We start from the raw sequence: 14,437 nt of genomic DNA, 5'->3' as shown, positions 1-14,437 counted from the left end.
TCGCTAGGAATCATGGTGCCCGCACCTGAAACGGAAATGGCAAATGACCTTGATCAGCTCTGTCAGCCAGCTCGTGAGCACCTCGCGGCGAAGCATTCTCGCAACAACTCTCTTGTACGCGGCGGCATTGACTATCCGCTCCACCTCGGCAGTAGGCAACGACGTGGAGATCGCGGCCCTCTCGACCGGCAGGAACGACGGCACAGGTTCTGTCACCACCAGCGACGGCGCAAAGATCTTCTACAAGGACTGGGGACCGAAGTCCGCACAACCGATCGTCTTCCATCACGGTTGGCCGCTCAGCGCCGATGACTGGGATGCCCAGATGCTCTTCTTCCTCGGCAAGGGCTTTCGCGTGATCGCCCATGACCGCCGCGGCCACGGCCGCTCGAGCCATGTCGGCGACGGGCACGACATGGACCACTATGCGGCCGACGTCGCTGCCCTTGTCCAGCAACTCGATCTTCGCAACGCCATCCACGTCGGCCACTCGACAGGCGGCGGCGAGGCAGCGCGCTACGTCGCACGTCATGGCCGCGATCGCGTGGCCAAGCTGGTGCTCATCGGCGCTGTGCCACCCCTGATGCTCAAGACCGAGTCCAATCCCGGCGGATTGCCCCTTAAGGTCTTCGACGGCTTACGCGGTCGACTCGCAGCCAACAGGCCGCAATTCTATCATGAATTCGCGAGCGGCCCCTTCTACGGATACAATCGTCCGGGTGCCGAGCCTTCGCAGGCGACGATCTGGAACTGGTGGCGTCAAGGCATGATGGGTAGCGCCAAGGCCCATTACGACGGCATCAAGGCCTTCTCCGAGACCGACTTCAGCGAAGACCTGAAGAGCATCGCTGTGCCGACGCTCGTCCTGCATGGCAGCGACGACCAGATCGTCCCCGTCGCAGACTCCGCACCGCTGTCGGCCCGGCTTCTGAAGCACAGCACCTTGAAAATCTACGACCTGCTGCCGCACGGTTGTTGCACGACCCATCCCGACATCGTCAACGGCGACTTGCTCAGGTTCGTGACAGCGTAGCCTCGTCTTCATCGCAATCAACTCAAGGACCAGTCAACATGCGCATCGTCATCATTGGCGCCGGCTTCGCCGGCATGTATGCCGCCCTTTCCGCCGCCCGCCTGCGCGACATCCAGGGCGCTCCGCCCGACGAACTCGAGATCGCGCTCGTCGCGCCCGAGCCGACGCTGGTGGTTCGCCCGCGGCTCTACGAACCGAACCCCGAGACCCTGACGGCACCGCTGCAGGACGTTCTCGAGGCGATCGACGTCGTCTATGTCAGGGGTCATGCCGAGGCGATCGATACCAGGTCCAAAATCGTCGAGGTCGCTGCCGCGCAGGGCGCGCGCAAGAAGCTGTCCTACGACCGGTTGGTGGTCGCCACCGGTAGCCGGCTGTTTCGCCCGAACGTTCCCGGCCTCGCCGAGCACGGCTTCAGCGTCGACCAACTCGATGATGCGATCGCGCTCGATCGTCACCTGCACGGGCTGTCGAACCGTCCGGCTTCGCTGGCACGCAATACCGTTGTCGTCGCAGGGGGTGGATTCACCGGTATCGAGGCGGCAACCGAAGTGCCGTCGCGCCTGCACAAAATTCTCGGCAAGGACGCCCGGCTGCGCGTGGTCATAGTCGACCGCAATGAGACGATCGCCCCCGATATGGGCGCAGGGCCCCGGCCGATCATCGAGGAGGCGCTGCAGAAGCTCGGCATCGAGACCAGGCTCGGTGTCGGAGTGGCCTCCCTCGACAAGTCCGGAGTCACGCTCTCCAGCGGTGAACGGATCGAATGTGAGACGGCGATCTGGGCCGCCGGCATGCGCGCGGCTCCGTTGACGGCACAGATTCCGGCTGAACGCGACCAGTTTGGCCGACTGCTCGTCGACCGTGATCTTCGCGTTCCATCGGTAAGCGGTGTCTTCGCCACTGGCGATGCCGCGCGGGCCGCATGTGACGATGTCGGCAATTACGCGCTGATGTCGTGCCAGCATGCGACCCGGATGGGCGCCTTCGCTGGCAACAACGCCGCCGCCGAGCTGCTGGGCGTTCCGACCAGATCCTATCACCAGAAAGCCTACGTCACCTGCCTCGACCTTGGCGAAGCGGGCGCGCTGTTCACGCGCGGCTGGGAGCGCACGGTCGCGATGGTCGGCGATGTCGCCAAGAAGACCAAGCAGGAGATCAACACTGTCTGGATATATCCGCCCAAGGCTGAACGTGCCGCAGCCCTCGCCTCGGCCGATCCGGAGCGCGTCACCGCTCTTTAAGCAAGCTAGCCACCCCAGCCTTCAACAGGAGACTAGAATGAACCTGCACAACATCTCCATTGCATCGAAACCCGAAGAGCTCGTCCCGTCGCGCTATGCAGTGCGCATCGGCGACATCGACGTGCTGGTGATCAGCGACGGCGTGCTACCGCTGCCAACCGCCATGCTGGCGCACAATGCTGAGCCGGCTGCACGGGCCAGTTGGTTGAAAGACATGTTCCTGCCGCCGGACGCGTTCGACTGGGCCCTCAATGCGGTGATGGTGCGCAGCGGCGACCAAACCATCCTCATCGATGCCGGACTGGGGTCCGATCCGGACTTGCATTTGCCGCGCGCAGGCCAATTGATCAAGCGCCTGGAAGCCGCCGGCATCGATCTGGCATCGGTGACCGACCTTGTGCTCACCCACATGCACATGGATCACGTCGGCGGCTTGCTGGTCGAGGGCGTGAAAGAACGGCTGCGCAAGGATCTGCGGATCCACGTGGCGGCCGCCGAGGTCAAGTTCTGGGAATCTCCGGATTTCACTTACACGAACATGCCGCGAGGATTCCCGGATGCGCTTCGAGCCGCGGCCAAGCAGTTCGTTGGAATGTACGGCAGCCAGATACGACAATTCGACGAGCAGCACGAGGTTGCACCTGGTGTCGTCGCCCGTCGCACCGGTGGTCACACTCCCGGACACAGCGTGGTCCGCGTGGCCTCCGCCGGCGAGGCGCTGACATTTGCCGGCGATGCCGTGTTTGCCGTCGGGTTCGACCAGCCCGACTGGCACAACGGCTTCGAGCACGACCCTGAGGAGGCGGCGCGCGTTCGCATCCACCTCTTACGGGAGCTCGCAGAGAGCGGCGAGCTGCTGGTGGCCACGCACATGCCGTTCCCATCGGTCGGTCATGTTGCGGCCGCCGGCGACGCCTTCCGCTGGGTACCGGTCTTCTGGGACTACTGACCGCTATCCGACAGGCCGGACCGGAGCGCCCTCTCGGCTGACTGAGCTCGCGCTCCGGATCACAGCCCTCACGGCGGCCGGGACACCGACAATCGACCGCCGTGGCCTGCAAACTCGTCTTCAATCCAACCAATCGATGCGGTCCGCCGCGCAAGAGACCAGAACATGCAAGATCAAAAGGTCGTTGTCGTCACGGGCGGCACTTCAGGTATCGGACGGGCAGCGGCGCTGCGCTTCGCGAAGCAGGGCTACCGGGTGCTCATCACCGGCCGCCGGGCGGGCCTGATCGAGGAGACGATGCTGCAACACCCGGATATCGCGGGAATGACGGCGGATGCGGCGTCCGCCGACGATGCCCAGCGAACCGTTGCAAAGGCACTCGACAAATGGGGCCGCCTCGATGCGCTGGTCAACAATGCCGGCGCCGGCGCAATCTTGTCGCTTGCCGATGTCACTGCCGATCGCATCACAGATATCTCCGCCGTCAACGTGCTCGGTCCCAGTCTGCTCGCGTCCGCGGCACTTCCTCATCTCAAGGCCACGCGCGGCACGATCGTCAATGTCTCTAGCACTTTCGGGCACAAAGCGGCGGCAAGGCTATCTCACTACGCAGCCAGCAAAGCCGCCGTGGAGCATTTGACGCGGTGCTGGGCGCTGGAGCTGGCGCCGTTCGGGATCAGAGTGAACGCCGTCGCCCCAGGCCCGACGCAGACAGGCGCGCTGACCGGCATGATGGGATTGTCGGCTCAACAGGCCGCGGTGGTCGAGGAACAGGAGCGCGTCAGCATACCGCTCGGTCGCCGCGGCGCGCCGGACGATGTCGCTGAATGGATCGTCCAACTCGCCGGGCCCGCGTCGGCGTGGGTGACCGGTCAGGTGATCGCGATCGACGGCGGCCTGGGATTGGCATGATCCCGCGCGGCCAATGGCGCTGCCGGCGCCGATCGAATGGACAGGGTCGGGCGAAGCGAAACCCATCGACAGCTGCAACGTGACACATGATGGGCTCCGCAAGAGAATGCAGGCCTCTGCCCTACCGCTGCCAAGTCAACATCGTGCCAGTGTTTTGCCGAACAGGTCAAATTGTCCGGAACTGCGCGTGTCGTTGCAACCTGGCTCAAAAAAGCCTTTGCGATCAAAGGTCCTTCTACTGTGCATGGGGTTGTTTTCGAGTTTTGATCGATCGTCGTGACCAAGAACCTGTGCAGCCGACCCGGCTCGGTCGCCCTTCCCTTTCCGCGGCGTCCGGCATCGGCGCATACACAGCATGCACGCACGAGCCTGTGGCCGGCCGCCAAGCCGTAGTACACGGCGCATAGCCAACGCCGCCGGAGCAACGCGCCAGCGCAATGACAATCACGTTACCTGCTGCGGCGCGCGAGCCCGACCAGCCGACCGCCGACGGCCTTCCCACCGGGCAGCGGCGCTGGGCTATCGCCGCGATCTTCACGGCGCTCGCGATGGCCTCGCTCGACACCGCGATCGCCAACATCGCCCTGCCCGCCATCGCCGCCGATCTGCGTGTCACGCCGGAGCAGTCGATCTGGGTCGTCAACGTCTACCAGATCGCGCTGGTGGCGACGCTGCTGCCGCTCGGAGCGCTCGGCGAGATCGTCGGGCATCAGCGCATCTATCTGGGCGGCCTGATCCTGTTCACCGTCGCGTCGTTGTTCTGCTCGGTGGCATGGTCGCTGGACAGCCTGCTCGTCGCGCGCACGCTGCAAGGCCTGGGCGCGAGCGGCATCATGAGCGTCAACACGGCCCTGGTGCGCCACGTCTATCCGGGCCGGATGCAGGGCCGTGGCTTCGGCCACAACGCGCTGGTGGTCGCGACGGCGTTCACGGTCGGCCCCTCGGTCGCCTCCGCCATCCTCGCATTCGGGCCATGGCCGTGGCTGTTCGCCGTCAACATTCCGTTCGGGCTGATTGCGATCTGTATCGGCTTTGCGATGCTACCGAAGACGCCGCGCGCCGGTCACGGGTTCGATCTGCTCGGCGCGGTCCTCGCCGCCGCCTGCCTCGGCCTGTTCATCACGGGCATCGGCAGCGCCGCGCACAACCTCTCGCCGACCGTCGTGGGCGCCGAGTTGATCGCCGCCCTCGTGCTCGGCTTCATCCTGACGCGCCGCCATGCCGATCATCCGGCGCCGATGCTGCCGATCGACCTGTTCAGCCGGCCGATGTTCGCGCTGTCGGCAGCAACGGCCGTTTGCGCCTTCGCAGTCCAAGGTCTCGCCTTCGTCTCGCTGCCGTTCTATTTCGAGGACGTGCTCGGCCGCTCGCAGGTCGAGACCGGCTTCTTCATGACACCATGGCCGCTGGTGGTCGGCATCATGGCCCCGATCGCGGGGCGCCTGTCCGACCGCCATGCGGTCGGCCTGCTCGGCGGGATCGGCCTCGTGCTGCTCGGCGTCGGCATGGCGCTTCTCGCGATGCTGCCCCCCAATCCTGCGATTCCTGACATCATCTGGCGGATGGTGATCTGCGGGATGGGGTTCGGCTTCTTCCAGGCGCCGAACATGAAGGCGGTGATGTCAAGCGCGCCGCCGCACCGCAGCGGCAGTGCCTCCGGCATCGTCGCCACTGCGCGCCTGACCGGGCAGACGACTGGAGCCGCGCTCGCCGCCGCCTGCTTTGCGCTGGCCGGACACGGCGGCGCGACCTTGGCGCTGGCGCTCGGCGCAGGCTTTGCCGCGCTGGGCAGCGTGATGAGCTTCTTGCGGCTCGCGGTGAAGTAGGCCCGATCTGCGCGCTCCAGCGCCGGCCATCACGGCGCTTTCTGCGTGATGGGATGGCTCACGACGGACGCGGCATCGAGCGGCTCGCAAGTGATCGTCCGTTGAAACCTTGGCGGTCCCTTCCAGCCCGCGGTCTCGCTCAGCGGCACGAACGTACTTCCTTGCGGCTTCAGCACGATCGGCTCCGACTTCAAACAGAGATCTGGAAACGCGATGCCATGGCCCTCGCCTTGAATGAACCGCCCGACCAGCATCTGGGATGCCCGCATCCGCGTGGCCGGCGAGGCCCGCATGGTGCGCTCGGGGTCGAACGCGCGGTAGCACGGCCAATCGGTGCGGTCCGGTTCGAACTCGTAGACGATCCGGCATGCCGCTCCCGCCGATTTCACGAAAGGCGTATTCGAGGGGGCAGCGGCATCACGCTCGAATACCAAAGTCTGGAGCGTCAACGCCTCCGTCGTCGCGGAGAGGGGCTTGCCCGGTTCGGCCGCGATCTCTCCACGCGAGAACACGAGCCTGGTCTTGGGTCGCGCGTCGCGGGTCTCCACCACCAGCATCGGCCTCTGCGCCCAGGAGCGGTCCAGGTCCACTTCGCCGTTACTCATCATCAGCTGCACATTGCCGACGGAGGGGTTGTCCTTGGCGAAATCGATCATGCGAAGGTGCACGCTCGACTTCGTCGCCTCAAGGCTCAGGAATCGCAAATCGTCCACCTTGCGCGTGATCGGCATCATCGGATCGAAGCGATCGTCGATGTCGAACCGGACGATCTTCTTCAGCTTGGCCGAGAGGGGCCCTCGATCGACGGGCGGCGGTGCCACGTCGATCACCAGCAGCGCGCCGTCCGGCGAAAAGGTATTGCCAAAGGCGCGCTGCCAGGCCGCAGTCAGCGGCGAGTCCGTCCGCTGCGCGAGGTCCCGCGCGAAATAGATCTGCTGTCCCCGGCGAACCAGCGGAAAGTTCTGAAATGCACCGAGCCCCGCGCCGTCGCGGACCTCCGCTTCGGTGAAGGTGACGCATTTGGACCGGTCGTCGCCGGTCCCCTCGACCTTCCTGGACGCGGAACGCGAACAAAAGCTCAGATCGTGCTCCCTCGTCTTCTGCGGGCTGATCGACGTCGCATAAATGATGTCAGGACTGCCGGGTACTTCCATCGGAAGCGGAGAGCTCGCGAACATGTCGATCTCCACGCGGGTGAGCGATGGCCCCGCATCGACCGAGCAGAGATCCCGGATCGGTGAAGTATTGGTGAGGAGACGCGCAGCATCGGCGCCGACGATGCAGGATACGCTGTTCTCCGAGTTGTTCCGGCTCATCCAGATCAGATGGTCCCTGCCCGTTCCATCGACCAGGAGATGCGGAGCCGCGTGCCGCCGGCGAGGTGGCAACCAGACCGGCATGGTTTCCGTAAGCATGGGCACGCGCCTGAGCAGCACGTCCGGCAACCGCGTCACGCCGACCGAGCGCAGCTCAGCGCTGACGGCATTGGGATCGGTGGTCCAATCGAGAATGGGAACTTCCGCGCAGGTGATGCAGGTCACCGCAAGATTGGAACGAAGGTTCTCGAACATGAGAATGACCTGATCAGGGTCACCGGCGTATTTGGCCGGCACGATCGCCTTGAAGGGATGACCGACCACGCGGCTGACCTGAAACCCGTTCGACCGCGACGGGTCCGAGTCGAATTCGAAATAGGTCGATCGATCCCAGCCGCGATAGGCTTCGTAGCCTCCGAGGCTCACACCGGCCAGCACCAATTTGGAATCGGACTGACAGCGCGCCGCACCGCTGTCATGACTGCCGTTGCGAATGTAGACGCAGAGCCGAAAGGCCGCATTCTGCAGAATGCGATCGCAATCGTTCTGGTTATAGCCATAGGTCGCAAGGCCATGCCGATAGCACAGGTCGTGGAAGACGCAGGCCTGCCTGAAGCGCTGCAGGACGAGATGGCGCTTCTGGCGGGAATCCCCCTCGCTATCGAACAATATGTTGGCCCAGGGTGGCAGGCTGCAATTCAAGCCTTCGCCGCTGCCACCAATGGTGCTGACGACGTCCGGCCCCGATTGAAAGGCAGTGACGGTGGCGGGCATCTCACCGTCCGTGATGTCCTCGACGTTCTTGTAAATGGAATCGGTGATGTAGGAAGGCAGATAGGTGAGGACCAGCGCGGCCAGGACAATCAGTGCAATCGACCAGCGGACCACCTTCGTGACCATGGCTCAACCCCGCGAAAGCTAACCTGGCAATGACGTCAGTCGCAACGGCGCACGAACACAAAGCAGCGCGGGTCAGTTCAAATACCCCGCTCGGAACTTTTCCGGGCCCCGAAATCACGGCAGGCCCAATGTCGCCTCGATGACGATCAGCTTAGGCTTGTCCGGCTGTCAAGCGGGGATCTCACACATGACAACCAGTTTGGCCGCCGGCGCCTCAAGGCGCCGCCGGCGATCGCTATCGACTTTGCGGATGTCAGGCCAGATGTCGCTCTTCAGCCGGGCCTGCAGCCACGATGGGATTCGGCACGTGCCCGTCCAGCGCCGCCAGGCGCTCATCGATGGCCGCGATGACCTTGCGCGAGAACGGCCCGAGATGCGCATAGGCCGCGATCATCTGCACGGCAATGCGCGCAGATGAGGTGTCGCGCTTGGCGCAGTTCATGAAAGTCTGCCAGAGCGGCCCCCGCGCCTCGGGAAGGGCGGTGACCACCTTGTGCACGGTTTCCATCGCCCCGAGCTTGGAGCGGATATCTCCTTCGGCGAGCTCGGAACGCTGCCTGGAGCGGTCGAGCAGCGTCATCAGGCGGTCCACGCGTCCCGCATAGGCAGCCGGGCTGTAGACGTGCTCGAGCACCCGCTTGTAATCCATCAGAATGTCGCGCAACGGGCGGACCGGATCGAAGTTGATGCCGGCCGTGCACTGATCGGCGCCGATGGTCGGCGCCACGTCGTGGCCGGCATGCAGCCGCCCCTCACGCTCCAGCCGGCGCGTGAGCTGCGTGTTCGGCAACGCATAGAGCAGGCCGACCATGGCGACGGGAATCGCCGCCTCCTCGATGAATTCGATCATGGCCTCCGCCATCGAGACCTTCTCGTTGTCGAAGCCGACGATAAAGCCCGCGGTGACGAGCATGCCGGCGGCGTAGATCTTGTGGATGCTCTCGGCGATATTGCGCCGCGTGTTCTGCTTCTTGCGCATCGCGATGAGCGTCGCAGGGTCCGGACTTTCGATGCCGACGAAGATGCCGAAGAAATTGGCCGCGCCCATCAAATCCAAGAGTTCCGGATCGTCGGCCAGGTTGACCGAGGCTTCCGTGGAGAATTCGAAGGGATAGCCGTGCGTCCGCTGCCATTCTGCGAGTTGCGGCAGGAATTGCCGCAGCGACTTCTTGTTGCCGATGAAATTGTCGTCGACGAAGTCGAGATGGCCACGGTAGCCCATCTGGTAAAGCGTCTCGAGCTCCACGAACATCTGCTCGATCGTCTTGGTCCGCGGCACGCGCCCGTAGAGCTCGATGATGTCGCAGAATTCGCAGGTGAAGGGACAGCCGCGTGAATACTGCACGCCGAGATAGAGATAGTCTTCGAACTTGAGCAGATCGAAACGCGGCACCGGCGTCTTGGTGACGTCGGCCTGGAACTTCGGCGCGGTGAAGGTGCCGGAGCGCGCGCCGCTTTCCCAGGCCGCGATGAAATCGTCGATGACGCTCTCGGCCTCGCCGAGCACCCGGAAGTCGGCCCGTTCATAGAGATGCGGGCTCGACGTTGGATCGGGGCCGCCGACGACGACAGGCTTGCCGGCCGCGCGGCAGACCTCGATCAGGCGCAGCGTATCGGCCTGCTGCGGCATCATTCCGCCGGTGAAGACGACATCGGCCCAGGCGAGATCCTCCTCGCCGAAGGGTGCCGTGTTGCAATCGATCAGCCGGACCGTCCAGCTCTTGGGCAACATCGCGGCGACGGTGATCAGGCCCAAGGGGGCGGCGGGCCGCTTGACGCCCATGACTTTGCAGGATTCGCCGAAGGTCCAGAAGGACTCCGCCGAGAACAGCGGGTAGAGCATCAGTACGTTGCAGGGACTCGGCACGTTCATGGAACTCCTTTTGCGTCGGCGCAGTGTATCAAAGCGCTGGCGTCTTGCATCCCGGCAAAAGGGACAAACTGTCGCCGCTGCACCTGGGTGATCGGGTCGGGAACCCACCCCTTCGCGACCTGGCGTCGCCTGAAGCCGCGGATTGGCGTCCATGGAAGAGCCGCCAACCCGAATCGATAGCAAAGGGATGAGGCAAGACAGCGGCCCGGTCCATCCTTCCGCGCGGCCGGGCAATGCATTCCCGGCTACCCGCGGAGTGTTGATTTGAACGGCTCCAGGTTGCCGGACAGATTGCGCCCCTGAGTTCAATCGGTGGATTGGGCCAATCAGGGGACTTGCGATGGCAAACCTAACAATCAACGGAAAAACCTTCACCCTCGACGTCGAGCCGGATACGCCGCTGCTCTGGGCGATCCGCGAGAATGCAGGCCTGACCGGCACCAAATACGGCTGCGGCATCGCACAATGCGGCGCCTGCACCGTTCACCTCGATGGCGTGGCGATGCGCTCCTGTGGAATCTCGGTCAGCGAGGCCGAGGGCAAGAAGATCACCACGATCGAAGGGCTCGCATCCAGAGATTCGCTGCACAAGGTACAGGAAGCCTGGATCGCCCAGGACGTGCCGCAATGCGGCTATTGCCAGAGCGGCATGATCATGGCGGTAGCGGCGCTGCTGAACGAGAAGCCGAAGCCGACAGACGCCGATATCGACGAGGCCATCACCAATATCTGCCGCTGCGGCACCTTCCAGCAGGTGCGCGAGGCGATCCACATGATCGCAAGCGCGTAGGGAGCCGCTCATGAACAAGCACGTCTCTCCCAGGATGAACCGTCGCGCTTTCGTGATTGGAAGCGCCACCCTCGGTGCCGGCCTCGCAATCGGCCTCGACATTCCCTTCGGCGGCCCCGCCGTGGTGCGCGCCGCCGACGGCTCGCCGGAGATCGGCGCCTGGGTCGTGGTCAGGCCGGATGACACGGTAGTGATCCGCGTCGCCCGCTCCGAGATGGGCCAGGGTTCGCTCACCGGCCTCGCTCAGCTCGTCGCAGAGGAACTCGAATGCGACTGGACCAAGGTCACGACTGAATATCCGACTCCCGGCCAGAGTGTCGCCCGCAAGCGCGTCTGGGGCGATTTCTCGACCGGAGGCAGCCGCGGCATCCGCTCCTCGCAGGACTATGTTCGCAAAGGCGGCGCAACTGCGCGCGTGATGCTGATCCAGGCCGCCGCCGATGCGTGGAAAGTGCCGGCGTCCGAGTGCACGGTGTCCAGCAGTGTCATCACCCATACGCCGTCGGGCCGGACAACGACCTACGGCAAGGTCGCAGAGGCCGCCGCCAAGCTGGCTCCGCCGCCGGATGTCAAGCTGAAGGATCCGAAGGACTGGAAGCTGATCGGCAAGGGTGTGAAGCGGCTCGACACCGTCGACAAGACCACCGGTGCCATGATCTACGGCGCCGACGTCAAGCTGCCCGGCATGCTCAATGCTGCGATCAAGGATTGCCCGGTGTTCGGCGGCAAGCTGAAGAGCTTCGACGAAGCGAGGATCGCCGGCATGAAAGGCGTCAAGAAAGTGGTCAAGGTCGGCGATACCGCGGTCGCGGTCGTTGCCGATACCTGGTGGCACGCCAAGACCGCGCTGGACGCGTTGCCGATCGCCTGGGACGAGGGCGATAACGCCAAGGTCTCCAGCGCGTCGATCGCGAAGTGGCTGGCCGAGGGCCTCGAGGATTCGCAGCCGGCCTATGTCGGCAACAAGAACGGCGATGCCAAGGCGGCGATCGCCAGCGCAGCCAAGAAAGTGGAAGCCGTCTACTCCTATCCCTACCAGAACCACGCCACCATGGAGCCGATGAACGCCACCGCGCTCTATACGGCAGACAAATGCGAGGTCTGGTGCGGCACGCAAAATGGCGAGGCGGCCTTCGCGGCTGTGCTGGAGGCGTCCGGCCTTCCGGCCGAGAAGTGCGACGTGCACAAGGTGATGCCGGGCGGCGGCTTCGGCCGGCGTGGCCAGACCGACTATGTCCGCCAAGCGGTCATGATCGCCAAGCAAATGCCGGGCACGCCAATCAAGCTGTTGTGGTCACGCGAGGAGGACATGGCGCAGGGCCGGTATCACCCGATCAGCCAGTGCAAGATGACGGGCGCGCTCGATGCCAACAATAATCTCGTTGCGCTGCACTACCGCCTGTCCGGGCAATCGATCCTGTTCTCGCTTCGCCCGGAGGCGCTGCAAAGCGGAATGGATCCCATCGCATTCCAGGGCGTGGCCCAATCCGGAGAGGCCGCGTTCGGCTATTCGGTGCCGAACCTGCTGATCGAGCATGCGATGCGCAACCCGCACGTTCCGCCCGGTTTCTGGCGCGGCGTCAACGTCAATCAAAATGCGATCTACATGGAATGCTTCATGGATGAGCTGGCCCATGCCGCAGGCCAGGACCCGCTCGAGTTCCGCCGCAAGCTGATGGGCAATCACCCCAAGCACCTTGCGGTGCTCAATGCCGTGGCCGAGAAGATCGGCTGGGACACGCCGGCGCCGCAGGGAGTCTATCGCGGCATCGCGCAGGTCATGGGCTACGGGAGCTATGTCGCGGGCGCCGCCGAGATCTCGGTGACAGATGGCAGCAAGATCAAGGTGCATCGCATCGTCGCCTCCACCGACCCCGGCTACGTCGTCAACCCGGCGCAGGTGGAGCGGCAGATCGCGGGATCCTTCGTCTATGGCCTCTCCGCGCTGTTCTACGGCGGCTGCACCGTCAAGGACGGCAGGATCGAGCAAACCAACTTCGACACCTACAACTCGATGCGCATCAGCGAGATGCCGAAGGTCGAATCGGTGATGGTGCCGAGCGGCGGGTTCTGGGGCGGTGTCGGCGAGCCGACCATCGGCGTCGCGGCCCCGGCGGTACTCAACGCGTACTTCGCGGCGACAGGCAAGCGCATTCGCTCGGTGCCGCTGCGCGACCAGAACATCACCTTCGCATAACAAGAGCTGCGGCGGCCACGACGGGCCGCCGCAGCATTTTCCGGACAAGGCTCATGAATGCGCCGGTGACACGACGGAATGCCGTCCTCGGCATAGCCGTCGCGGCCACATCGCTCGCCGCGCCTTCGATCCTGCGCGCGCAACCGGCGGGCCGGATCGTCGTAGTGGGCGGCGGCTTCGGCGGCGCGGCTTGCGCCCGCGCGCTCAAGCGCGCCGATCCAAAATTGGTGGTCACCCTGATCGAGCCGAACGAGACTTTCATCTCGTGTCCGTTCAGCAACGAGGTGATCGCGGGATTGCGCGAGATCGAGGCGCAACAATTCGGCTACGGCAGGCTCGCCGCCGAAGGCATCGCCGTCGTCGTTCAGGCGGCCAAGATGATCGATCCGCACAAGCGGATCGTGACCACGTCAGATGGCGCCGCGCTGACATATGATCGCCTCATACTCTCGCCCGGCATCGATTTCCATCTCGATGCCCTGCCCGGCTATGACGACGCCGCATCGAAGACGATGCCGCACGCCTGGAAGGCTGGCGCGCAAACGCTTCTGCTGCGCAGGCAATTGGAGGCGATGGCGGACGGCGGCACCGTCGCCATCGCAATCCCGGCCAATCCCTCCCGTTGCCCGCCCGCGCCGTACGAGCGCGCCAGTCTGATCGCGCATTACCTGAAGACGAAGAAGCCGCGCTCGAAGGTTCTGATCCTCGATGCCAAGGACAGTTTCTCCCAGCAGCGGCTATTCGAGAAGGCGTGGAAGGAGCTCTACGGCGACATGATCGAGCGCGTCGCGCTGTCGCAAGGCGGCCGCGTCACCTCGGTCGATCCCGCGACAAGAACCATCGTCACGGAGTTCGGCAACTACACCCCCGATGTCGCCAACGTCATCCCACCGCAACGCGCGGGACGCATCGCCGGGATCGCGGGCGCTGCGGATGCGACCGGCTGGTGCCCGATCGATCCTGTCACGTTCGAGTCGAAACTTGTCCCGAACGTCCACGTCATTGGCGACGCCTGCCTCGGCGGCGGCGTTCCCAAGTCGGCCTCCGCTGCGAGCTCGCAGGGCAAGGCCTGCGCTAACGCGATCGTCGGCCTGCTCGCCGGTCGTAAACCGGAGGCGCCACGACTCACAGGGGTCTGCTACAGCACCGTCGCGCCCGGCTACGGCTTCTCGCTCGCGGGCAACTACCAGCCCAGGGGCGACATCTTCGCCGAGGTCGAAGGCGGCGCTACCAGCCCGGTCGAAGCGCCGCGCGAGCTGCGCGCCCGCGAGTCGGCTGAAGCCGAGCGCTGGTTTCAGACCATCACGGCGGAGACGTTTGGCTAGTACATGATGAGACGAGCACGTCGGCATGAACGCGGTGCGCCCCCTCCCCCGCCTGCGGGGGAGAATTGGGGA

The 14,437-nt window shown here is 64.6% G+C and carries 10 protein-coding genes; 8 read left to right on the top strand and 2 right to left on the bottom strand.

The features are described 5' to 3' along the window. Positions 1-43: 43 nt before the first annotated feature. The 5 genes from K408_RS0119305 (at position 44) to K408_RS0119285 (ending at position 5,964) form a co-directional block, all read left to right on the top strand. Entirely contained in the window at positions 44-1,033 is a 990-nt protein-coding gene (locus K408_RS0119305; protein WP_024340172.1) for an alpha/beta fold hydrolase, read from the top strand. Positions 1,034-1,071: 38 nt separating this feature from the next. Beyond that, positions 1,072-2,277, top strand: coding sequence for an NAD(P)/FAD-dependent oxidoreductase (locus K408_RS0119300; RefSeq protein WP_024340173.1), 1,206 nt, complete (start codon positions 1,072-1,074; stop codon positions 2,275-2,277). Between the two features lie 37 nt (positions 2,278-2,314). After that, entirely contained in the window at positions 2,315-3,226 is a 912-nt protein-coding gene (locus tag K408_RS0119295) for an MBL fold metallo-hydrolase (RefSeq protein WP_024340174.1), read from the top strand. Positions 3,227-3,391: 165 nt separating this feature from the next. Next, positions 3,392-4,138 (top strand): SDR family NAD(P)-dependent oxidoreductase, encoded by a 747-nt coding sequence (locus tag K408_RS0119290; RefSeq protein ID WP_024340175.1) that lies wholly within the window; start codon positions 3,392-3,394, stop codon positions 4,136-4,138. Positions 4,139-4,575: 437 nt separating this feature from the next. After that, on the top strand, positions 4,576-5,964 hold the full coding sequence (locus K408_RS0119285) for an MFS transporter (RefSeq protein WP_024340176.1): 1,389 nt from the start codon (positions 4,576-4,578) through the stop codon (positions 5,962-5,964). A gap of 29 nt (positions 5,965-5,993) precedes the next feature. Here K408_RS0119285 and K408_RS0119280 read toward each other — a convergent pair whose 3' ends face one another. Beyond that, complete coding sequence (locus tag K408_RS0119280; RefSeq protein WP_024340177.1) at positions 5,994-8,180, bottom strand: hypothetical protein; 2,187 nt, start codon at positions 8,178-8,180, stop codon at positions 5,994-5,996. A 253-nt stretch (positions 8,181-8,433) separates the two neighbouring features. Continuing rightward, positions 8,434-10,053 carry a B12-binding domain-containing radical SAM protein gene (locus K408_RS38250; RefSeq protein WP_024340178.1) on the bottom strand — a complete coding sequence of 540 codons (1,620 nt, stop codon included), beginning with the start codon at positions 10,051-10,053 and terminating at the stop codon, positions 8,434-8,436. Positions 10,054-10,393: 340 nt separating this feature from the next. On the opposite strand from K408_RS38250, the gene K408_RS0119270 reads away from it, so the two are divergent. From K408_RS0119270 to K408_RS0119260, 3 genes are read left to right on the top strand one after another with little or no spacing between them, the layout of a single operon-like run. After that, positions 10,394-10,843: a (2Fe-2S)-binding protein gene (locus K408_RS0119270; protein ID WP_024340179.1), complete on the top strand. Its 450-nt coding sequence runs from the start codon at positions 10,394-10,396 to the stop codon at positions 10,841-10,843. Between the two features lie 10 nt (positions 10,844-10,853). Next, entirely contained in the window at positions 10,854-13,040 is a 2,187-nt protein-coding gene (locus K408_RS0119265) for a xanthine dehydrogenase family protein molybdopterin-binding subunit (protein ID WP_024340180.1), read from the top strand. 53 nt (positions 13,041-13,093) lie between these two features. Continuing rightward, complete coding sequence (locus K408_RS0119260) at positions 13,094-14,365, top strand: NAD(P)/FAD-dependent oxidoreductase (RefSeq protein WP_024340181.1); 1,272 nt, start codon at positions 13,094-13,096, stop codon at positions 14,363-14,365. Positions 14,366-14,437: the final 72 nt, after the last annotated feature.

It is taken from the genome of Bradyrhizobium sp. in8p8 (assembly GCF_000426845.1).
GTDB classification, from domain to species: domain Bacteria; phylum Pseudomonadota; class Alphaproteobacteria; order Rhizobiales; family Xanthobacteraceae; genus Bradyrhizobium; species Bradyrhizobium japonicum_C.
The sequence above is the reverse complement of the archived record's forward strand: the minus strand, read 5'-3'. Positions and strand labels throughout refer to the sequence as shown.